18 protein-coding genes and 2 tRNA genes are annotated in these 20,787 nt (G+C 37.1%); 12 read left to right on the forward strand and 8 right to left on the reverse strand.

Going from position 1 to position 20,787, the window contains the following annotated elements; translation table 11 throughout:
* Positions 1–280: 280 nt before the first annotated feature.
* The 3 genes from ACPDG9_RS04640 to ACPDG9_RS04650 form a co-directional block, all read right to left on the reverse strand.
* The gene (locus ACPDG9_RS04640) at positions 281–2,035 is read right to left on the reverse strand and encodes an ABC transporter ATP-binding protein (protein ID WP_430526595.1); all 1,755 of its coding nucleotides are present in this window, start codon (positions 2,033–2,035) and stop codon (positions 281–283) included.
* The gene (truA, locus tag ACPDG9_RS04645; RefSeq protein WP_430526596.1) at positions 2,032–2,769 is read right to left on the reverse strand and encodes a tRNA pseudouridine(38-40) synthase TruA; all 738 of its coding nucleotides are present in this window, start codon (positions 2,767–2,769) and stop codon (positions 2,032–2,034) included. Before truA ends, ACPDG9_RS04640 begins: the two co-directional genes overlap by 4 nt.
* A 96-nt stretch (positions 2,770–2,865) precedes the next feature.
* Positions 2,866–3,696, reverse strand: coding sequence for a hypothetical protein (locus ACPDG9_RS04650; protein ID WP_430526597.1), 831 nt, complete (start codon positions 3,694–3,696; stop codon positions 2,866–2,868).
* Between the two features lie 203 nt (positions 3,697–3,899).
* Here ACPDG9_RS04650 and ACPDG9_RS04655 point away from each other — a divergent pair, with 203 nt between their 5' ends.
* The gene (locus tag ACPDG9_RS04655; RefSeq protein WP_430526598.1) at positions 3,900–5,180 is read left to right on the forward strand and encodes a M64 family metallopeptidase; all 1,281 of its coding nucleotides are present in this window, start codon (positions 3,900–3,902) and stop codon (positions 5,178–5,180) included.
* Positions 5,181–5,209: 29 nt separating this feature from the next.
* Positions 5,210–5,722, forward strand: a complete 513-nt coding sequence (locus ACPDG9_RS04660; protein WP_430526599.1) for a metallophosphoesterase family protein — start codon at positions 5,210–5,212, stop codon at positions 5,720–5,722.
* 43 nt (positions 5,723–5,765) lie between these two features.
* On the opposite strand, the gene ACPDG9_RS04665 is transcribed toward ACPDG9_RS04660, so the two are convergent.
* Positions 5,766–6,182: a DUF4293 domain-containing protein gene (locus ACPDG9_RS04665; protein ID WP_430526645.1), complete on the reverse strand. Its 417-nt coding sequence runs from the start codon at positions 6,180–6,182 to the stop codon at positions 5,766–5,768.
* Positions 6,183–6,374: 192 nt separating this feature from the next.
* Here ACPDG9_RS04665 and rho point away from each other — a divergent pair, with 192 nt between their 5' ends.
* Together rho and ACPDG9_RS04675 are read left to right on the forward strand one after the other, a co-directional pair.
* A complete protein-coding gene (gene rho / locus ACPDG9_RS04670; RefSeq protein ID WP_430526600.1) occupies positions 6,375–8,198 on the forward strand; it encodes a transcription termination factor Rho in 1,824 nt (607 codons plus the stop codon).
* Between the two features lie 130 nt (positions 8,199–8,328).
* On the forward strand, positions 8,329–8,697 hold the full coding sequence (locus ACPDG9_RS04675; protein ID WP_430526601.1) for a hypothetical protein: 369 nt from the start codon (positions 8,329–8,331) through the stop codon (positions 8,695–8,697).
* Between the two features lie 333 nt (positions 8,698–9,030).
* Here the strand turns inward: ACPDG9_RS04675 and ACPDG9_RS04680 are convergent, their stop codons facing one another.
* Positions 9,031–9,915: a hypothetical protein gene (locus tag ACPDG9_RS04680; protein WP_430526602.1), complete on the reverse strand. Its 885-nt coding sequence runs from the start codon at positions 9,913–9,915 to the stop codon at positions 9,031–9,033.
* 212 nt (positions 9,916–10,127) lie between these two features.
* Here ACPDG9_RS04680 and ACPDG9_RS04685 point away from each other — a divergent pair.
* Positions 10,128–10,201: transfer RNA gene (locus tag ACPDG9_RS04685), tRNA-Arg, on the forward strand.
* 16 nt (positions 10,202–10,217) lie between these two features.
* Positions 10,218–10,291, forward strand: a tRNA-Arg gene (locus ACPDG9_RS04690).
* A 130-nt stretch (positions 10,292–10,421) separates the two neighbouring features.
* Here ACPDG9_RS04690 and ACPDG9_RS04695 read toward each other — a convergent pair.
* Complete coding sequence (locus tag ACPDG9_RS04695; RefSeq protein WP_430526603.1) at positions 10,422–10,976, reverse strand: hypothetical protein; 555 nt, start codon at positions 10,974–10,976, stop codon at positions 10,422–10,424.
* Positions 10,977–11,111: 135 nt separating this feature from the next.
* Between ACPDG9_RS04695 and ACPDG9_RS04700 the strand changes: the two genes are divergently transcribed.
* The 6 genes from ACPDG9_RS04700 (at position 11,112) to ACPDG9_RS04725 (ending at position 18,730) form a co-directional block, all read left to right on the forward strand.
* The gene (locus ACPDG9_RS04700) at positions 11,112–11,651 is read left to right on the forward strand and encodes a hypothetical protein (RefSeq protein WP_430526604.1); all 540 of its coding nucleotides are present in this window, start codon (positions 11,112–11,114) and stop codon (positions 11,649–11,651) included.
* A gap of 46 nt (positions 11,652–11,697) precedes the next feature.
* Positions 11,698–12,390 (forward strand): ABC transporter ATP-binding protein, encoded by a 693-nt coding sequence (locus tag ACPDG9_RS04705; protein WP_430526605.1) that lies wholly within the window; start codon positions 11,698–11,700, stop codon positions 12,388–12,390.
* A 63-nt stretch (positions 12,391–12,453) separates the two neighbouring features.
* On the forward strand, positions 12,454–13,026 hold the full coding sequence (locus ACPDG9_RS04710; RefSeq protein WP_430526606.1) for a cob(I)yrinic acid a,c-diamide adenosyltransferase: 573 nt from the start codon (positions 12,454–12,456) through the stop codon (positions 13,024–13,026).
* 136 nt (positions 13,027–13,162) lie between these two features.
* A complete protein-coding gene (locus tag ACPDG9_RS04715; RefSeq protein ID WP_002986941.1) occupies positions 13,163–13,384 on the forward strand; it encodes a DUF2795 domain-containing protein in 222 nt (73 codons plus the stop codon).
* Between the two features lie 78 nt (positions 13,385–13,462).
* Complete coding sequence (gene secA, locus ACPDG9_RS04720; protein WP_430526607.1) at positions 13,463–16,558, forward strand: preprotein translocase subunit SecA; 3,096 nt, start codon at positions 13,463–13,465, stop codon at positions 16,556–16,558.
* A 141-nt stretch (positions 16,559–16,699) separates the two neighbouring features.
* Positions 16,700–18,730, forward strand: a complete 2,031-nt coding sequence (locus ACPDG9_RS04725) for a M3 family metallopeptidase (RefSeq protein ID WP_430526608.1) — start codon at positions 16,700–16,702, stop codon at positions 18,728–18,730.
* 301 nt (positions 18,731–19,031) lie between these two features.
* On the opposite strand, the gene ACPDG9_RS04730 is transcribed toward ACPDG9_RS04725, so the two are convergent.
* Together ACPDG9_RS04730 and ACPDG9_RS04735 are read right to left on the reverse strand one after the other, a co-directional pair.
* Positions 19,032–19,610: a hypothetical protein gene (locus ACPDG9_RS04730; protein ID WP_430526609.1), complete on the reverse strand. Its 579-nt coding sequence runs from the start codon at positions 19,608–19,610 to the stop codon at positions 19,032–19,034.
* Between the two features lie 91 nt (positions 19,611–19,701).
* Positions 19,702–20,574 carry a pirin family protein gene (locus ACPDG9_RS04735; RefSeq protein WP_430526610.1) on the reverse strand — a complete coding sequence of 291 codons (873 nt, stop codon included), beginning with the start codon at positions 20,572–20,574 and terminating at the stop codon, positions 19,702–19,704.
* Between the last annotated feature and the right edge of the window lie 213 nt (positions 20,575–20,787).

The following is a 20,787-nucleotide window of genomic DNA, read 5'->3' on the forward strand; positions in this document are numbered from 1 at the left end:
ATTGAAATGCTGTAATTTTTTTAAGGGAGACTCGAATAGGGGATGAGTGATGCACTTTACTCGTGGTTTGTTTATTTTGATCACAATTGGTCTAAAGGAGGTTAAAATAAAAAATAACAATCAATTCATTTACAGTTGTTTTCGTGGGTAAGAGTTGTTCTTCTTGTGTTTTTAAGGTAATCCTGTGTTTGCTATATGAGCGGCATGGTAGGTAGTAGAAGAAAAAAGAGGACTGTTTTATGGGTGAAAACAGTCCTCTTTTTTGAGTAGATCTAATGCATTAAGCCGATTCTACTATTTTGAATTGAGATTCATATAGGTTTCTATAGTATCCATTTTCAAAAGTTAGCAACTCCTGATGGGTACCTTTTTCTACGATTTTACCTTTGTCCATGACAATAATCACATCCGCATTGACAATTGTGGCTAAACGGTGTGCAATGATAATGGACGTTTGATTATGCGTTAAGTAATCTGTTGCCTTTTGGAGTAATTCTTCAGAATGAGAATCAATGGACGAAGTCGCTTCGTCCAAAATTAAAATACTCGGTTTACTGACATAAGCACGTAAAAAAGCGATTAATTGTCTTTGCCCTGATGATAACATAACTCCGCGTTCTTTGACGTCATAATCGTAGCCACCAGGTAAGTTTTCAATAAAGTCGTGTATGCCGATTTTCTTCGCGGATTCGATGACGAATTCTCTAGTAATAGCAGGGTTGTGTAGGGTAATATTATTCATAATGCTATCGCTAAATAGGAAGACATCTTGCAAAACAATGGCAATTTGTTTGCGAAGCGAAGCTAGTTCAAAATCGTGAATTTCAATATGGTCAATTTTAATCGTTCCTGCATTGATGTCGTAAAAGCGATTTAACAAGTTGATGATTGTTGATTTTCCCGCTCCGGAAGAACCCACAATAGCAACGGTTTGTCCTGCTTTAATTTCCAAATCGATTCCCTTGAGTACTTCAACACCGGGAATATAACTAAAGTGTACGTTGTGTAATGAGATATCTCCTTTGAATGAAGTAGCTTGAATCGTACCGTTGTTTTCGATGGTTTCATCCATTTCCAATACTTCGAAAACGCGTTCTGCTGCGATGATCCCCATTTGCATGACGTTGAATTTATCCGCTATTTGACGCAACGGATTAAACAGCATACTGATTAACATGGTGTAGGCAAATAAATCTCCAAAAGTTGTTAAGTTATCGCCTTGTACGATAGACATCCCTCCATACCAAATCACTAAACCTAAAGTCAAGGAAGACACGATATCCGCAATGGGAAAGAAGATGGAGTTGTATAAAATATTTTTCAACCAAGCTTGGTTGTGTTTCTCGTTAATTTCTTTGAATTTCTCATATTCAATCTCTTCACGAGTGAATAGTTGGACGATTTTCATTCCTGAGATTCGCTCTTGTACAAAGGTGTTGAGGTTGGCAATCTGGGTGCGCACTTCTTGGAAGGCATCTTTCATTTTAATTTGAAAAATACGCGTTGCATAAAGTAAAATCGGCATGGCTAATAAAACGATGCAACTCAATTTCCAGTTCATGTAAAACATAATACCTAAAACAACAACCATTTTTAGTAAGTCACTGACAATCATAAATAGCCCTTGACTGAAGATACTAGCAATCGATTCGATATCGGATACCGAACGCGTAACCAATTTTCCAACAGGTTCATTGTCGAAGTATCTCATGCGGAAAGAAATGATTTTTTTGAATAACTTTTCGCGTATATCTTTGACGATATCCTGACCTAACCAGCTTGCCCAATAGGTAAATAAAAATTGAAACATCACCTCTAAAAAGAGCACAACAGCCATTAGTCCGACGTAGAGTAGTAAACCATTTTGATCCTGAGGTTGAACGTATTGATTTACAGTTTCTTTAACCATATACGGACGAGCCGCAGCAAAAACAGATAAGGCAATAGCAAAGAATATAACCCAACGAAATCTACTTTGATACGGTTTGGCATAAGCTAAGGTTTTGCGTAAGGATATGGTATTTAGTTTTTTCATAAATAAGGGTAACCTACTTTTGTTAAAAATAAGCCTTTTCCGGGAACTGAGAAACCAGCTTTTCCTCGGTCTTTGCTTTCGATAATAGCTCTAAAATCCTCTAACGTGATTTTGTGTAAACCCACATTGATCAAGGTGCCCACAATGGCGCGTACCATATTGCGCAAAAAGCGATTGGCACGTATGGTAAAAACCAATTGATTGTCGTTAATTATAGTCCATTCAGCTTTGTAAATGGAACAGTTGAAGGTGAATACATCCGTATGCGTTTTTGAAAAGCACTCGAAGTCTTCATATTCAAATAGAATTTGCGCTGCCTGATTCATCAATACCACATCCAAAGGGCGGTGGTGATAATAACTCAACGGATGAATAAAGGCATCTTTGAACTGGTGAATGTGATACTCATAGGTTCGATCTGTTGCATCAAATCGCGCATGAGCTTCTGTATCAACAGGGTGAAATTGATACACAACAATATCTGGAGGTAAAAAGGAATTCATCTTTTGAATCAAAGCAGGTTTATCCAACGGTAGCTCATAATCAAAATGAGCAAACATCTGCTTCGCATGTACACCTGCATCTGTTCTACCAGCACCAACAAGCTCAATGGGTTGACGTAGTAAAGTGGAAATAGCTTCAGTTAATGTTTGCTGTACAGTAGGCGCATTGGGTTGTAATTGCCAACCATGATAATCCGTACCATTATATGCAAATTCAATAAAATACCTCAAAATGAAAAATTGTTTGTAAGCGTACAAATATACTTTAAAAATAAGGACTTGGCTGTTCAAGTTTACATAAAATTGAGGTAAACATTTGGCAAATTGTTATTCTAGGGTTACAAAATTAGCAGAAACCCAAGCTCGAATATTTTGATCGGGATTGTATAAATACGCAGAAACATTGTCTTCGGAAAAATTTTTGGGGTTGACTTCTACATAAAGCCAAGTACGATCTTCTAAATCAACTGTATCTAAAATTTTTACTCGTGTATTCTTTCTAATTTTTGCAATAGTGTATTCTCCATTTGCATTAAAAAAATAATCAAAATCTTTGTCTTGATGCTTTTCCATGGAAGGATAAGATCTTAAATTGTAGCCTTCATTTTGAATGACTCCCCATTTGACCGTACTATAGTAAGACGAATAGTCAGGTACTTCAAAATGTTTTACATTGTTATAAGGATCGACTACGCCATAATTCTCTATAAATGATATACCTTCTTCATCAAAATGAATGGTCAGTTTTCCGCGTACTACTGACTCTCCACAACATCTATTTTGGGTCAGTGTGATATCTTTTTGCTTCGCTTCAATTTCAGACGAAGAATAATTTGTAAATAAAACTGGGGTATAATCATTTGACTTTTTATCTAAATAAAAGGCATAAATAAGATTCGTTTCTCCCCAAGGATATAAGTAGACAATAGCTTTTATCTCAGGTGTTAGATTCATGTATATCTTGGTGTAATCTTCCTTTTTCTCATCGTCCCATCGCAGGACGTATTGATCTAAATCAGCCTCTGTTTCAAAATCTTGTTCTTCAATTTTGTTCAACATAATTTCATTACTTGATTCGATGTAGGTATTGTATTGCCCATAACTAACAGCACTAAAACCGAATAAAAGAGAATAAAGGATGTAGTTGATATTTTTCATAATACTATTTAATTATAATAGAGAGGTAAGTTAACTTTAAAAAATAGGATATGTAAGATAAATATATATTTTTATTCTTCGTTGTAAGGTTATCGAGGAGGATTTGAATTGAGTTCTAAAATAAAGGAAATAAAAGGAGTTGGAAAAACACAAAAAAAAACAATGAAATAGTCCTATTTTTACTTTTTGAAAATGACGATAATATGAACAAGATAAAGAAGATCGCTCTAGCATTGCTGTTAGGAGGAACGTGTACGCTTACACAAGCACAAGAATTTAACCAGTTTTTTGAGCATAAGACGTTGCGTTTAGACTATGTTTTTGGAGGAAACGCACAGCAACAGTTTATTTCTTTGGATGAGTTAGGACGTTATCCGATCTGGGCAGGACGAACACACCATTTAGGGGAAAATGCTTTGCGAGGGAATGGACAAATACACCTTTATGATGATGCTACCAATCAGTTGATTTACACCACGAGTTTTAGTACTCTATTTCAAGAATGGTTGTCAACAGAAGAGGCTATAACAACGACAAAGAGTTTTGAAAATGTATTTTTAGTGCCTTTTCCAAAGCAAAAAACAAGAGTAGAAGTCGTTTTGTTTGACGAATCAGGGGCAGAGAAAACGAGACTCTCTCACGTTATTCAACCCAATGATATCCTGATTCACGATAAGGGAACACAGGAGCTAACCCCTCATGAATATCTTCATCGTGCAAAGGATAGCAACAAGGCGATTAATGTGGTTTTACTGGCAGAGGGTTATACCAACCAAGAAATGGATCAATTTATCGAAGCCGCTCGTATAGCCGTAGAAGAAATATTCAAGCACAAGCCTTTTGATCAATTCTCAGACAACTTTAATTTTATTGCGGTTAAAAGCACCTCTGTCGATTCAGGAGTTAGTGTTCCACGTACAGGAGAATGGAAGAAAACAGCAGTAGAATCTAATTTTGATACGTTTTACTCTGAACGTTACTTAACGACGAATCGCCTGAAAAAAGTACACGATCTCTTAGCGGGAATTCCGTACGAACACATTGTGATTTTAGCGAATACAACGGTTTACGGTGGTGGCGGAATCTATAATTCATACACGTTGACCACAACAGGACACAAAGACTTTAAACCTGTGGTAGTTCATGAATTTGGTCATAGTTTTGCAGGTTTGGCGGATGAGTATTTTTATGAACAAGATGTATTAAGTGATTTTATTTCCAATCAAGCAGAGCCTTGGGAACAAAATATTACGACATTAAAGGATTTTGATTCCAAATGGAAGAAGCAGTTGAAAAAAGGTACACCGATTCCAACTCCTATTGAGCAAGCAAAAAAATACCCTCTTGGGGTATATGAAGGCTTGACAGGGAATGGAATTTACAAAGGCGAAAGGGAATGTCGCATGCGTACGAATCAACACGATAGATTTTGTTCGGTTTGTCAAAAAGCGATTGAACGCCTTATTCAATTTTATCTGGAGTAAGGGTATATAACGAAAGAAGAGAAAGAGCATTGAAAAAGATACTATTGTTATCTGATACACATAGTTGTATGGATGAGTCGATTTTAAAATACGTTAAACAAGCGGATGAGGTGTGGCATGCTGGAGATATTGGTAATCTCGAGGTGACAGATGCGATAAAAAAGCACAAGCCATTGCGTGCAGTATATGGTAACATTGACGACACTCAAGCGCGATTGGAATTTCCTGAAGAGCAGTTGTTTACTTGTGAGGGGATGAAGGTGTATATGATCCACATAGGGGGATATCCCGGAACATACCGTACACAAGTCAAGCGTCAGTTGAGCAAGGAAAAGCCTGGTTTGTATATCTGTGGGCATTCCCATATTTTGAAAGTGCAATATGATCCGCAATACCAGGTGTTGCATTTAAATCCTGGAGCGGCGGGTATTAGCGGATTCCACCAAGTTCGAACCATGCTGCGCTTTGTGCTAGATCAGGGGAATATCAAAGATTTAGAGGTCATAGAATGGTCTAAAAACAAAAAAACCGAACAATTGTAATTGTTCGGTTTTTTCTACGCACTAATAAACTAAGATGTTAGGTTTATCGCAAACGATCCACAGATTTTACAAGATCCTCATCCTTCTTGATGGCTTTGTTTGCTAATACAAGCAACAAGATAGAAACAATAGGGAGGAACATCCCAATACCTTTCTCAGAAACGATTTCTGACGCTTCTCCAGATACAGTTAGTGTTCGATAAACAAATAATCCTAATAGTATAACGTTTAATATCATAGTCAGTCTGTTGCAAACAAACTGTCGTTTTCTATTTTTGTAGTTCATAATACTGACAGCGGTCAATGCGGTGCATACACCAAATAGAATAGTGAAACTAGGAACGAACATAAAGTAAACTTCCTCTTGTTGAGCATTGTACCATAATGGAAAAACAAAGGGCAATACGCCTAGCGCAATTAAGGCTAATAACATATATACGGTTTGAATTCGCTGTAGCATGATGATTGGTTTTCTGTAACTCACACAAAAGTAAGGTTTCTTTTTTATAAAAACCTATTAAATATTAAAAATAATTCGTATTATTGCAACAGTTATGTCGTAAGTACTTCATAATACGACACTTCTACTAACAAAAATTCCATTCTTATTTTTAAGACACAACTCATTTATTTATAATCTATAAACATTTATATGTTTGACATTTCCCAATTAGAAAAAATGAAGGTTTCTGACCTTCAGGAGATCGCGAAGAAGGCTAAGCTGACTAAGGTGTCGACTTTAAAAAAAGGAGAGTTAATTGAGCGAATTATGTCGCTTCAAGCTCCAACAGAAGTTAAAGCTAAAGCGCCAAAGCCTGTTGCACTAAAAGAAAAAGCAGTTCAAGCAGAGGCAGTTCAAGCAGCGCCAGCAGAAGCTACGACAGTCGAAAAACCTAAACGCCCAAGGCTAGCGAAACAAACAACGGAGGTTGGAACAACACCAGTGGAGGGAAAACAACAAAAGACTGACAATACAGAACAGAAAGCCATTGAATTTACGGAAGAAAAGGCAACGGTAGAACGCGATACAGATAAAACTGATCCCAAAGCGAATCCACGTGATAATCGCAGAGAGTTCACACCAAAAAAGAAAAATGACAATACCAAGCGCGATTTTCAAAAGCGCGACTTTAAGAATAACAAAAAGCAACAAGGAGAGGATCAACGTCAAGTTGTTGCACCAGATACTACAAAGAACGAAACTGAATCTTCAGTTGTAAGTGAACAGCCTGCGGTTGAACAGGAAACTAAAAAACAAAATCCCAATCAACAAGGCAATAGAAATCAACAGCGAAATCAAAACCAATCCAACAACAATAACACCCAACAAAAAAATAATTTCAGAGAACCTGATTATGAGTTTGACGGTATTATTGAAAGTGAAGGGGTGTTAGAAATGATGCCTGATGGTTATGGTTTCTTGCGTTCAGCGGATTATAATTACTTATCGTCTCCAGACGATATCTATTTGTCTCAATCTCAAATTCGCCTTTTTGGATTGAAAACGGGAGATACCGTTAAAGGGGTGGTACGTCCTCCAAAAGAAGGGGAGAAATTTTTCCCTTTGGTGCGCGTGTTGAAAATCAATGGACATGATCCTCAAAGTGTGAGAGATCGCGTTTCTTTTGAGCATTTAACGCCGATTTTTCCAACGGAAAAATTTAAATTAGACGAGTTGAGAAGTACAACGTCAACGCGTATTATGGATATGTTTGCTCCAATCGGAAAAGGACAACGTGGAATGATCGTAGCCCAACCGAAAACGGGAAAAACCATGTTGTTGAAAGATGTAGCTAACGCAATTGCAGCTAATCACCCAGAGGTTTACTTAATTGTGTTGTTAATTGACGAACGCCCAGAAGAGGTTACGGATATGCAACGCAGTGTACGTGCAGAAGTGATCGCATCAACGTTTGATGAACCAGCAGAACGCCATGTGAAAGTAGCTAATATTGTTTTGGAAAAAGCCAAGCGCTTGGTTGAATGCGGACATGATGTTGTGATTTTACTTGATTCTATCACGCGTTTAGCACGTGCGTACAATACGGTACAACCTGCATCAGGAAAAGTGTTGAGTGGTGGGGTAGATGCTAATGCACTACAAAAACCAAAACGATTCTTCGGAGCAGCGCGTAATATCGAAAATGGAGGGTCCTTGAGTATTATTGCTACGGCTTTAGTTGATACAGGATCTAAAATGGATGAGGTTATTTTTGAGGAGTTCAAAGGAACAGGAAATATGGAGCTACAATTGGATCGTAAATTGGCGAATAAACGCATTTACCCTGCAATTGACATTACTTCATCAAGTACACGTCGCGATGATGAATTACTCGATAGAGATGCGTTACAACGCACCTGGACGGTTCGAAAAGTAATGGATGACATGAACTCTGTTGAGGCGATGACATCAATTATTGATTCGATTAAAAATTCAAAAAACAACGAAGAGTTTTTTGCTGAGATTCAAGGATAATTAGTGATTTTGAATATAACTAAAAGGAGGGTGTTTCAACTGAAATACCCTCTTTTTTTCTTTTTTTGATCAAGAAACTAGATAGTTTACTATTTTTGCGCTTTGCCGTTGAGGTGAATCATTGTGTACTATGATTAAATTTGTCTTTCTATTACTCGTTTTATTGCTTGACTACCTGGGGTATCGCTACGGTAAGTCACAACTTTCAGCGCGAACAAAGGCAAAAAAAACAAAGAATCAGTCGCTTAAAAGAACATGGGTCGAAAAAAAAGCCCAACTACAAGAACGCACCCAACAACTAGAAAAAGAAATGCGCGAGGAAGAAGATGAATTCGATGATTTTATCGACAAAGAAACCTTTAACTTCTTGTTAATTGGTGCAGTAGCTACTTTTTTGTTCTTGATCATCGGAATGTTTACGGGAAATCCCCTCTATTTTTACTTACTTATTTTCTTAATCACAACGCTAGTCTACTTGTTTTACAACAAGATGCAGTAACTAGTTTTGTTGTGGCTTATAAAAAAAAGTTTACCAGAAAAACAAAAATTGCTTTTGAAGAACTGATAAACTTTTAGGTGTAAATAACCACATGGGGAATTCGTTAAAACTACTCCCGCATGCTTTATTTCAAATGATTAGTTAGCGAACTTAACCTTGGCTTTTTTTGTTAAAGTAAAGGTGGATTTTGAAGTGTAAAATCAGCTTGTATGTTGATTTATAGAAGAAAGATAGTAAATAGATCGCTAATAGAAGAATAAAATAATAGAATTAATATAATGTACAGTTTTTCTGTACGTTGCTTCATCGGAAGTCATAAAATGAACAAAGCCCTTAATTTAAGGGCTTTGTTATTTCTATTTCTTGCACCGCATAGGTGTAAGTAAATTCTTTATACACTACTTTTTTCTTGTTTAACATCTCGTACATCGTTGCTTTTACGGGGTACAGGTCTTCATTGAAGGTATATTCTATAGTGAAGTTTTCGTGTTCAGGACTGACAAGAGTCTGAATGAGATTGGGAAAGTGATAGGTTAGGGGAATTAAACTTAACTCCTCTAGGAGTAGGGTTGTCATATCAAAAGGCAAGTGCGAAAAGGGGTTCTTTTCTTCTGTGTACCCAAACTCTACCGATAGACCAAGGGTTCCCATGGAAATCATTTGGTTCTTGTCGTTGTAAGCATAGTCAAATTTCATACTATAGGGTTTGATTAATGCGCTGGTAAATTGGCTTGCTTGGTTGTAAACAAAAGTTAACTCTAGTGTTTCTCCTTCTTGTTGAACTGTATTTGTGTGTAGGAGGTTGTCTTTATACGTAAAAGCAAAGTGATTGATAAGGGTGTTGCCCATGCGTTTTTCTAGCGTTTTTAAACGATCGTTTTCATCGAGTTCGAAGTTGTAATCGATCGCATAGGTTTGTTTGGGTTTCGCGTCTTTATAAAGCGTTAAAACATCACGTAGTGTTTGTAGTTTGTAATCTTCTGTATAGGTAAATTGAAATAGATTCTCTTGTTCCAAAATGGGAAGTATTTCATAAGAACCGTTGGTTTCGTGTTTAAATTCTTTCGTATACAAAGAGGTTTGTACTTGTGAAATAAAATACTGCTTTTCATAGGTAGGTACTGGTCTTTTAATTTCTACTGTACTATCATCAGAACTACAGTTGGTCAAACAAAGCGATAGGAAAGCAAAGGCTAAGAGGTGTGTGTGTTTTTTCAAGGTGTTTTTGTTTCTTTTTTATGTGTCGGATTGATTCCTATAGGATAGACGCTGAAAAACAAAAAAGGTTGGAATCGGAAAAAAAAGTTTTTTGCTAAAAAGCTAGGGCTTAATCAATTAATCAAGTGAAAGAAAAAAACATCTATTTTTTCCTTATTCTAGTTTGGTTTTACAGAATATCGTCTTATATTTGCACTCGCAATAAGCAATTAGGCCACGTGGCGCAACTGAATAGCGCATCTGATTACGGCTCAGAAGGTTGCAGGTTTGAATCCTGCCGTGGTCACGAAACAAAGAACAACGGCGATGTGGCGCAACTGAATAGCGCATCTGATTACGGCTCAGAAGGTTACAGGTTTGAATCCTGTCATCGTCACAAAAAGAGAAACCCTACACATTAGTGTAGGGTTTTTTGTTTATGGCTTTTTCGATTCGCCCCTCATTGAGCGAATGCAGTTTATCTTGTTTGTTGTGATCGTAGCGCTTCTTTTTTCAATTAGTTATACTTAAAAAGATTGCACTTCAAACGTTGTTTCATTTTGATAAGTAGCAATTTTTAGCTCTATTTTTCCTTCAGATAAGTAGATAGGATCCATATACTTCATGTCATTGGGGTCATTGGATCGGTGAACGTATCCCTCAAAGTCACCTGTAATTCTTCCATTCTCCATTTTTAGGTTGATCGTAAAAGGAGAATTGTATTCTGGTAAAGTATATTGATAAGCATAAGCAAAAGTGGTATCAGAATTCCTAAGGTTGGGTTTAAAAGGAGAAAATTCGATCCCTTCAAATTCAATGTGAGAAATAAAATCTGTCCTAAAAAGCATAAGAAACCTATTTTTATGAGTAGAATCGATGATTATTTCGGATTCTATAAAGAACCCGATGAGTTCTCTATCTGCGTTTGTGAATTTCCCCTGGCGGATTTCCTTGAAATTTAAAAACGTATCATCGTATACCATGGAGAGAATTTCCTTGGATTGATCTTGGTCTGCTACTTGATTATCAGAAGAACAAGACAGGGAAAAAATACAGCAAAGGACAAGGCAAATAGTTCTCATTTTTTTATTTTATATAAGTTAGGTGAGGGGGTAAAAGTAGTCAAAATATTTTATGTAGTTCGGTAGAAAGCGAAAAGTAACAACTACCTTTGTGAGCTAAGTTTTCTTATACTGTACAAAACAAAGGTTTACACTATGATCCTCGATTATCTTCAATTTTGGTTTGCTGCAAATAACGAACACGGCACCCATTCGCCTTTTGTGTTTAATCTTTTAACGCGTGGACTTTATCCAGTTGATGTGCGTTGGAAGGGGCAGTCGAGAAAAGAGCAATTCTTCAATCGCCTTTTGGTGTATTTCGAATCCCAGCAACTCGCTACTTTGGATGGTCGTATTCCCAAAGAAGTAAAGACGGCAATTTCCGCAGTATCCTATCAAGGGAATACAGGTAAGAGCTATGATGCAATTTTATTTCAAGGAAGAGATACAAAAGATTGGCCTAAGATAGAAATAGTCGCTCAAAGCATGCACAACGATTCACTTTGGATCATTGACCGCAGAAGCAAAGAAGCATCTGTCGAAAAATATTGGCAAGAAGTGATCGCATCCGAAGAAATGATTGTAACTTTAGATTTCTATTATTTTGGAGTGGCTTTTAAGCGAAAGGAGCAGCTGAAACAACACTTTAACTTGCGTTTACAACCGGATCGAGTTTTTCGCTTGCTACGCGTGTAACAAAAGAAGGCTTTGAGACACTTATAAAAAAGAAAATACGAGGATTATGTCTAAAGAATTTATTATTGATATCAAAGATATTAAACGCGATTTTAAAATGGGATCTGAGACGGTCAAGGTTTTAAAAGGGGTGAATTTACAGATTGAACGCGGGGATTATGTCGCTTTGATGGGACCTTCAGGTTCTGGTAAATCTACGTTGATGAATATTCTCGGTTGTTTAGACACGCCAACTTCGGGTTATTATAGCTTAAATAGCAAAGATGTCAGTCGATTAGACGATGATCAATTGGCTGAAATTCGAAATAAAGACATCGGATTTGTCTTTCAAACCTTCAACTTAATGCCGCGAACGACGGCTTTAGACAATGTGGCCTTGCCGATGATTTATGCGGGTCGATCTAAAGAGGATCGCACAAAACGCGCTTCAGATGTGTTGCATATGGTAGGGCTAGGTGATCGCATGGATCACCACCCCAATCAATTGTCTGGGGGGCAAAGACAACGCGTAGCTGTTGCTCGGGCTCTAGTCAATAATCCGTCTATTATTTTAGCGGATGAACCAACGGGTAACTTAGATACGAAGACCTCTATTGAAATCATGGCGCTATTTGATGAAATCCACAGCAAGGGCAATACGGTTATTCTCGTAACTCACGAAGAAGATATTGCGGAACACGCTCATCGCATTATTCGTTTGCGCGATGGAGTGATCGAAAGCGATGAACGAATAAAATAGGACCAATCGGTTGTAGTTTGATCAAAGTATTGTATTTTGCTTGTTGGATCTAACAAGTGAAAAATGAAAATCTACACTAAGACTGGTGATGCAGGAACGACAGCCTTATTTGGCGGAACACGCGTACCTAAGAATCACATTCGAATTGAAGCGTATGGCACTATAGACGAATTGAATGCCTATGTGGGTATGATTCGCGATCAAGAAATTCCCCAAGTGGAAAAGGAATTTTTACTATCTATTCAAAATCAACTCTTTACTTTGGGCGCTATGTTGGCGACAGATCCGCAAAAGGCCCTATTAAAAAACGGAAAAGAACGCTTGAATATCCCCAAAATTACGGATGAGACCCTAGCGTGTATGGAAAGTGAAATCGATCGAATGGAGTCATATCTCTCTCTCATGACACATTTTATTTTACCAGGCGGTCATCCGACGGTGTCATTCTGTCATATTGCACGTTGCGTTTGTCGCAGAGCGGAGCGTTTGTCAGTACAGTTAAACCAAGAAGAACCTGTAGAAGAAGAAATTTTGAAGTATATCAACCGACTTTCTGACTATCTATTTGTGTTGGCACGAAAGTTGACTTTGGATTTACAAGCGGAAGAAATAAAATGGATCCCTGAAAAACGGTAGAATGACCATTGAAAACTGCGACTTTTTATTGTGAAAAGGCAAGACGTTCTTTAAACTTAGTGAAATACTATGAAAAAAGCTTGCTTATTTCATAATAAAATTTATTTTTGCAATAAAATTTAAAAAAGGTTAAGAGATGTATTGGACATTAGAATTAGCATCTTATTTAAGTGATGCTCCATGGCCTGCTACTAAAGATGAGTTGATAGATTACGCTATTAGAACAGGTGCGCCCCTTGAAGTAGTAGAAAACTTACAATCCATCGAAGATGAAGGAGAAATCTATGAATCTATGGAAGAAATATGGCCAGACTATCCTACGGACGAAGATTATCTTTGGAACGAGGATGAGTATTAATATAGAAAAAAGCCTTCTACAAGGCTTTTTTTTGTTTAATTTAGCAAGTGAAAAAAGAGTTAAAAAACATATAAACCTATGAGTCTTATAAATACCATATTAAAGGTTTTTGTCGGCGATAAATCGGAAAGAGATATCAAGGAAATAAAGCCTCTAATTGAAAAAATCAAAACGTATGAATCGTCTTTATCTAGCTTATCTAATGATGAGTTAAGAGCAAAGACCATCTATTTCAAAGAGAAAATTCAACAATCTAGAGCCGGTCAAGATGCGAAAATCGCTTCGTACAAAGAAGAAATCGAGAAGACTCAAGATATCGATAAAAGAGAAGCTATTTACGCGAGTATTGATAGCTTAGAAAAAGAAGCATACGACAATACAGAAAAAGTGTTGTTGGATATTTTACCAGAAGCTTTTGCAGTGGTAAAAGAAACAGCAAAGCGTTTCAAAGAAAACGAAACAGTTACTGTAACAGCTTCTGAAAAAGATATAGAGTTTGCGGAGAACAAACCCTATGTAACGATTGTTGATGGAAAGGCTAACTGGGCCAATAAGTGGTCAGCTGCTGGTAAAGAAGTAACTTGGGATATGATCCACTACGATGTACAGTTAATCGGAGGTATCGTATTACACCAAGGGAAAATCGCAGAGATGCAAACAGGGGAAGGAAAAACGCTAGTTGCAACCTTGCCTTTGTACTTGAATGCCTTAACAGGAAACGGTGTGCACTTAGTAACGGTGAATGACTACCTTGCAAAAAGGGATAGTCAATGGAAAGCACCGCTGTTTGAGTTCCACGGAATGACCGTTGATTGTATTGACAATCACCAACCAAACTCAAGTGGAAGAAGAGCCGCTTATGCAGCAGATATTACGTATGGAACAAATAACGAATTTGGTTTCGATTATTTGAGAGATAATATGGCACATACGCCAGAAGAATTAGTACAACGCGTTCACAACTATGCGATTGTCGATGAGGTCGATTCAGTATTAGTAGATGACGCTAGAACACCGTTAATTATCTCAGGACCTGTTCCACAAGGTGACCGTCATGAGTTTAACGAGCTAAAACCAAAAGTAGCTAACTTAGTTGAGATCCAACGTAAATTGGCCAACAACTTCTTAGCGGATGCGAGAAAATTAATTCGCGAAGGAAATACAAAAGAAGGAGGATTCTTATTGCTAAGAGCTTACCGAAGCTTGCCTAAAAACAAAGCGCTTATTAAGTTCTTAAGTGAAGAAGGAGTGAAACAATTGCTTCAAAAAACAGAAAATCACTATATGCAAGACAACAACAGAGAAATGCATAAAGTGGATGAAGCGTTGTACTTCGTTATTGAAGAGAAAAACAACCAAGTGCAGTTGACAGATAATGGAATTAAGTTCTTATCGCAAGATACAGATGAGAATTTCTTTATCTTACCAGATATCGGAACTGAAGTAGCGCGTATCGAAAGCCAAAACTTATCGAGAGAAGATGAAGCGGTGGCAAAAGAGCGTCTATTCCAAGACTTTGGTGTGAAAAGCGAACGTATTCACACGTTAAATCAATTGCTAAAAGCATATACCGTATTTGAAAAAGATACAGAATATGTGGTCATTGATAATAAGATCTTAATCGTTGATGAGCAAACGGGTCGTATTATGGATGGACGTCGTTATTCTGACGGATTACACCAAGCGATTGAGGCAAAAGAAAACGTGAAAATTGAAGCAGCTACACAAACGTTTGCTACAATTACGTTGCAAAACTACTTCCGTATGTATAAAAAATTAGGAGGTATGACAGGTACGGCTATCACAGAAGCAGGAGAGTTCTTGCAAATCTACAAATTAGACGTAGTTGAAATCCCTACTAATAGAGGAATTGCACGTAAGGATAAAGAAGATAAAATTTACCGTTCAGTACGTGAGAAATACAAAGCCGTTATTGACGATGTTGTAGAGTTATCACAAGCAGGACGTCCAGTATTAATTGGTACTACTTCCGTTGAGATTTCTGAGTTATTGAGTAGATCATTAAAAATGCGTGGTATTCAACACAACGTTTTGAACGCGAAACTACACAAACAAGAAGCTCAGATTGTTGAAGAAGCAGGAAAACCAGGGATTGTAACCATTGCAACCAATATGGCGGGTCGTGGTACGGATATTAAACTTTCTCAAGAAGTAAAAGACAAAGGAGGTTTAGCGATTATCGGTACTGAGCGCCATGATTCAAGACGTGTTGACCGTCAGTTGAGAGGTCGTGCAGGTCGTCAAGGAGATCCAGGAAGTTCTCAGTTCTACGTGTCATTAGAGGATAACTTAATGCGTTTATTCGGATCAGAGCGTGTAGCGAAGATTATGGATAGAATGGGCTTAGAAGAAGGAGAAGTGATTCAACATTCGATGATGACGAAATCAATCGAAAGAGCACAGAAAAAAGTAGAAGAGAATAACTTCGGTATTCGTAAGCGTTTGTTAGAGTATGATGACGTAATGAATGCACAACGTGAAGTAATTTACAAGCGTAGAAAACACGCGTTATTTGGAGATCGTCTGAAAGTGGATATCGCTAATATGATGTATGATTTATGCGAACGCATTAGCGAAACTAATAAATTAGCGAACGACTTCAAAAACTTGGATTTAGATATGATTCGCAATTTCGGAATTAACGATGTTGTGACAGAAGATCAGTTTAACAAAGAAGACGTTGTTACGTTGGCAAACAGATTGTATGAGAAAGCATTTGCGGCATACCGTGAAAAAGGACAACGCAGTGCTGCAGAAGCATTCAAAGTAATCAAAAACGTATACGAAAATCAAGAGAACAACTTCGAGCGTATTGTAGTGCCATTCACAGATGGGATGAAAACAATGAATGTTGTTACAAACTTAGAAACGGCGTATAATACGCAAGGAATGAGTTTAATTGATGATTTTGAAAAGAATGTTGTATTGTCAATTTTAGATGAGGCGTGGAAAAAACACCTTAGAAAAATGGACGAGTTAAAACAATCGGTTCAATTAGCTGTTCACGAACAAAAAGATCCATTGTTGATCTATAAATTCGAGGCATTCGAATTGTTTAAGAAAACAATGGCTGAAATGGATGCAGAGGTGACTTCTTTCTTAACTAAGGCTGACTTACCAGTTCAACCAGTACAAGAAGAAATTCAAGCTTAATTTTGGCTTATTCAATACAACAAAAGGGCTCTTATTGCAAGGGCCCTTTTTTTATGATAATAGGATGTTAAGACTTAATTTCTTGTACCTAATCGCTTAATAAAGTTGTAATTTTATAAAACAAATAAAAATTAGATGAGTATGGCTATTTTTGGCAAACCCTTTACGACTAAACACGGTACTGCACCGTTTTCTCAAATAAAAATTACAGATTATAAACCTGCATTTGATCAAGCCATCGCACAGTCAAAAGCCGATGTTGATGCAATTACAGCCAATCCAGAAGCTCCAACTTTTGCTAATACAATAGAAGCTTTGGCTTTTTCAGGAATGGATTTAGATATTCTAGCGAGTATCTTTTTTAACCTGAATTCTGCAGAAACCAATGATGAAATGCAGCAAATTGCCCAAGAAGTAGCGCCTTTGTTGTCTGAATTGGGGAATGATATTTTGCTGAATGAAAAGTTGTTTTTACGTGTAAAAAAAGTGTATGAGCAACTAGATCAACTGGATCTAACGGTAGAGCAACAGACGCTATTGACAAAAAGCTATAAGAACTTTGTTCGCAATGGCGCATTACTTTCTGAAGAGCAAAAGAAAAGTGTTCGCGCTATCGATGCAGAATTAGCTACAACGGCTTTAAAATTTGGAGAGAATGTATTAGCAGAGACGCATAATTATCAATTGCATATCACCAAAGAGGAAGATCTCAAAGGATTGCCTGAAGGAGCTATTGAAGAGGCTCATGCACTAGCAACACAAGAAGGCAAAGAGGGGTGGATTTTTACCTTAGATTATCCGAGTTATATCCCCTTTATGACGTATGCGGCAAATAGAGCTCTGCGCAAGGAATTGGCTATAGCAGCGGGAACAAAAGCTTTTAAAGCCAATGAATTTAACAACGAACAAAATGTGTTGACTATTGCAAAATTGAGACATCAACGCGCTACTATTTTAGGCTATGCAACACATGCTGATTTTGTTTTAGAAGAACGCATGGCACAGTCGCCGACAAAAGTCAATGCTTTTTTAAATGATTTATTGCTTAAAGCCAAACCTGCTGCAAGTAAAGAATTTGAAGAACTAACAGCTTTTGCTCAACAGCTTGATGGGATTGATCAGCTACAGAAATGGGATGGAAGTTATTATGCAGAAAAATTAAAACAAGAGCGCTTTAGCTTAGATGATGAAGTTTTAAAACCGTATTTCCAATTGGAAAACGTTTTGGATGGGGCCTTTCAAGTGGCAAATAAATTATACGGATTGATCTTTACTGAAGTTTTCGACATTGAAAAATACCACGATGAGGTGCGTACTTTTGAAGTAACTGATGAAAAGGGGGCTTTTATAGCCGTGTTTTATACCGATTTCTTTCCTCGTAAAGGAAAGCGCAATGGGGCTTGGATGACTTCATTTAAAAATCAATACATCTTAAATGGTGTAAACGAGAGACCTCATGTTTCAATTGTCTGTAACTTCACCAAACCAACAGCAACAAAGCCCTCTTTGTTAACTTTTAATGAGGTGACAACTTTATTCCACGAATTTGGTCATGCGCTACATGGCATGTTGGCTAACACGACCTATCCTTCTTTATCTGGTACAAATGTATATTGGGATTTCGTTGAATTACCAAGCCAAATTTTAGAAAACTGGTGTTATGAAAAAGAAACGCTAGCGCTGTTTGCCAAACACTATCAAACAGGTGAATTAATTCCGATGGAGTATGTCGAGAAAATTAAAGAAAGCGCTTCTTTTTTGGAGGGAATGGCAACTGTTCGACAGTTGAGTTTTGGTATGTTAGATATGGGGTGGCATGGACAAGACCCTACAGGAATTGTCAATTTAAAAGCGTTTGAACAAGAACAGTTCAAAGCAACTCAACAATATCCTGATGTAGCTGAAAACGCAATGAGTACTTCTTTTTCACATATTTTTCAAGGAGGGTATTCATCGGGATATTACAGCTATAAATGGGCGGAAGTTTTAGATGCAGATGCGTTTGCGTATTTTAAAGAAAAAGGCATTTTCAACAAAGAAGTTGCTACCGCATTTAAAGATTGTGTTTTGTCTCAAGGCGGAACAGATCATCCTATGCGCTTGTATAAAAAGTTTAGAGGACAAGAACCTACACCTGAAGCGCTATTGAATAGAGCAGGGTTATTAGCATAAAAATGAAAAAGAGTTCCAAAATAATTTGGGACTCTTTTTTACACTTAACAACATCACTTTTTCTTTTTTCAACTTATCTTTTAATCCTTATCGGATTGTCTTTTATCTTTCTAATGGAGTTAAAAAACTTAAAAGAAAAACAATTTAACTACCTAATTGCCTTTTTGTTTTAAAACTCTTAGTCAAATATAGTATAAAATGAATTTATTGACAAATAAAAACATAAAAAATCACTGATTTTAAATCGACTCTTTCTTTTGTTGAGATATTCTTATAAAAATTAGAGAAAAAAATCAGATTTTTAAAGAAAACACTCCTCTGAATAAATATATGTATCTATTGTTGTTGGTAATTCTTTTGCTTTTTGTAGCTCTTCTTGTAAAAAAGATATCGATTCTTCTTGGTTTTCTGTTGGATTTCTTTCTAAATCCGTTATTTCTTCCTGTAAATGAAGTATGTTTTTGTTTTTAACCTCTTTTAAGATTTGCTCTGCGAGAGTTGTAATGGCTGTAAATGTTAGTCCGTGAACTTGCTTAAAAAAAATAGCATTCCATTTATCGTAGTCAATATCATCTTCTTCAGTGTATAAATCTTCCGATTCTCCTATTTTGTTTGAAATAATCTGTATGGCTTTTTGCAAGCGCATTTGATCGGGTTCATTCAACATATTGAACATTTTCTCTTCTGATTCAGCGTATAATTCGGTTGAAGTACCGATAAGTGTGAGTTGTTCTTCTGGTGTAGATTCCGCTACAGTTTCGGTTGGTGTAATCGCGTTGATTGGCGATAGCTGCTGCTGTTGCGCTGTTGAGGTGTTTTTGGAATTACAGGCGATACATATCCCAAGAAGTAAGCTCATGATTGCAATTCTATGTCGCATATATTTTTATTTGCAAATGTAATAGAATTCACAAATTGAGAAAAAAAACACAAAAAAAAGGTGTTGCTCAGCAACACCTTTTGAAAATAGATTAATTCCAAGTTCCGAATTTACCTGTATTAAAATCGTCAAAAGCTTGAAGTAATTCTTCTTGTGTATTCATAACGAAAGGGCCGTAATGGGTAATAGGTTCTTTAATAGGTAATCCAGCCAGAACGAGAACAATGGCGTCTTCTATTATCTCTACTGAAAATTGCTCACCATCGTGTGCCATAACAGCAACGTGATCCTGCTGTACTTCGGAGCCGTTGACTTTAATACGTCCTTCCACAACCAGCAACAACGTGTTATAAGTAGTTGGAAATTCATAGGTAACACTTGCCCCAGTTTGTGCTTTTAGGTTTGACATATGGATAGGAGTGAAGGTGGTCGCTGGTCCTTTTACACCTTGATATTCTCCTGCAATTACTTCTATAAAACCTCGTCCATCTGCAAGGTTGTAGTGCGGCATTTGTGCGTGTTCAATGGCCTGATATTTCGGTTGCTCTTTTTTGGCCTCAGCGGGAAGATTAACCCATAACTGTACCATTTGGAATTCACCTCCTGTTTTACTCCATTCTGTTTCGTGAAATTCTTTGTGTAATACACCCGAAGCAGCAGTCATCCATTGTACATCTCCTTCTCCAATAACTCCACCACCTCCACTGCTGTCGCCGTGTTCTACACGTCCTTTATAGGCTATCGTAACTGTTTCAAATCCCTTGTGTGGATGAACACCAACCCCTCTTGGAATTTCACTTGGTCCAAAGTGATATTTGGAGTTGTAGTCAAACATAATGAAAGGATCCATGCGCTGCATACTCATTCCAGAAACACCCGGAATAAAGTTGTGTACTCTAAAACCATCTCCTACAAAATGTGCAGGTCTTGGTGCTGCGATTTGTTCAATATTTTTTGTTTTCATATCCTTTTTATTTATACTCAAAGTTACTTCATGTAGGATGAAATCTACTTAATCTAAAACAAGAATGGAGAGAGGAGTGAGGAGAGAAAAAGTTATCAGTGATCTGTTATCAGTGATCTGTTATGAGTTATCGGTAGATTTTTCTGAAATAGCAAGTACTTTCTTTAAAGGAGAATCTCATCATCTCACCGACTCACCGAACAACAAACAACG

The organism is Myroides sp. C6-3, from assembly GCF_050522425.1.
Taxonomy (GTDB): domain Bacteria; phylum Bacteroidota; class Bacteroidia; order Flavobacteriales; family Flavobacteriaceae; genus Flavobacterium.

What these genes read in the sequence shown, in the direction of transcription:
- ACPDG9_RS04640 (WP_430526595.1), bottom strand. Translation starts at nt 2,035, where the DNA reads ATGAAAAAACTAAATACCATATCCTTACGCAAAACCTTAGCTTATGCC.
- ACPDG9_RS04650 (WP_430526597.1), bottom strand. Translation starts at nt 3,696, where the DNA reads ATGAAAAATATCAACTACATCCTTTATTCTCTTTTATTCGGTTTTAGT.
- ACPDG9_RS04655 (WP_430526598.1), top strand. Translation starts at nt 3,900, where the DNA reads ATGAACAAGATAAAGAAGATCGCTCTAGCATTGCTGTTAGGAGGAACG.
- ACPDG9_RS04665 (WP_430526645.1), bottom strand. Translation starts at nt 6,182, where the DNA reads ATGCTACAGCGAATTCAAACCGTATATATGTTATTAGCCTTAATTGCG.
- rho (WP_430526600.1), top strand. Translation starts at nt 6,375, where the DNA reads ATGTTTGACATTTCCCAATTAGAAAAAATGAAGGTTTCTGACCTTCAG.
- ACPDG9_RS04675 (WP_430526601.1), top strand. Translation starts at nt 8,329, where the DNA reads ATGATTAAATTTGTCTTTCTATTACTCGTTTTATTGCTTGACTACCTG.
- ACPDG9_RS04695 (WP_430526603.1), bottom strand. Translation starts at nt 10,976, where the DNA reads ATGAGAACTATTTGCCTTGTCCTTTGCTGTATTTTTTCCCTGTCTTGT.
- ACPDG9_RS04700 (WP_430526604.1), top strand. Translation starts at nt 11,112, where the DNA reads ATGATCCTCGATTATCTTCAATTTTGGTTTGCTGCAAATAACGAACAC.
- ACPDG9_RS04705 (WP_430526605.1), top strand. Translation starts at nt 11,698, where the DNA reads ATGTCTAAAGAATTTATTATTGATATCAAAGATATTAAACGCGATTTT.
- ACPDG9_RS04710 (WP_430526606.1), top strand. Translation starts at nt 12,454, where the DNA reads ATGAAAATCTACACTAAGACTGGTGATGCAGGAACGACAGCCTTATTT.
- ACPDG9_RS04715 (WP_002986941.1), top strand. Translation starts at nt 13,163, where the DNA reads ATGTATTGGACATTAGAATTAGCATCTTATTTAAGTGATGCTCCATGG.
- secA (WP_430526607.1), top strand. Translation starts at nt 13,463, where the DNA reads ATGAGTCTTATAAATACCATATTAAAGGTTTTTGTCGGCGATAAATCG.
- ACPDG9_RS04725 (WP_430526608.1), top strand. Translation starts at nt 16,700, where the DNA reads ATGGCTATTTTTGGCAAACCCTTTACGACTAAACACGGTACTGCACCG.
- ACPDG9_RS04730 (WP_430526609.1), bottom strand. Translation starts at nt 19,610, where the DNA reads ATGCGACATAGAATTGCAATCATGAGCTTACTTCTTGGGATATGTATC.
- ACPDG9_RS04735 (WP_430526610.1), bottom strand. Translation starts at nt 20,574, where the DNA reads ATGAAAACAAAAAATATTGAACAAATCGCAGCACCAAGACCTGCACAT.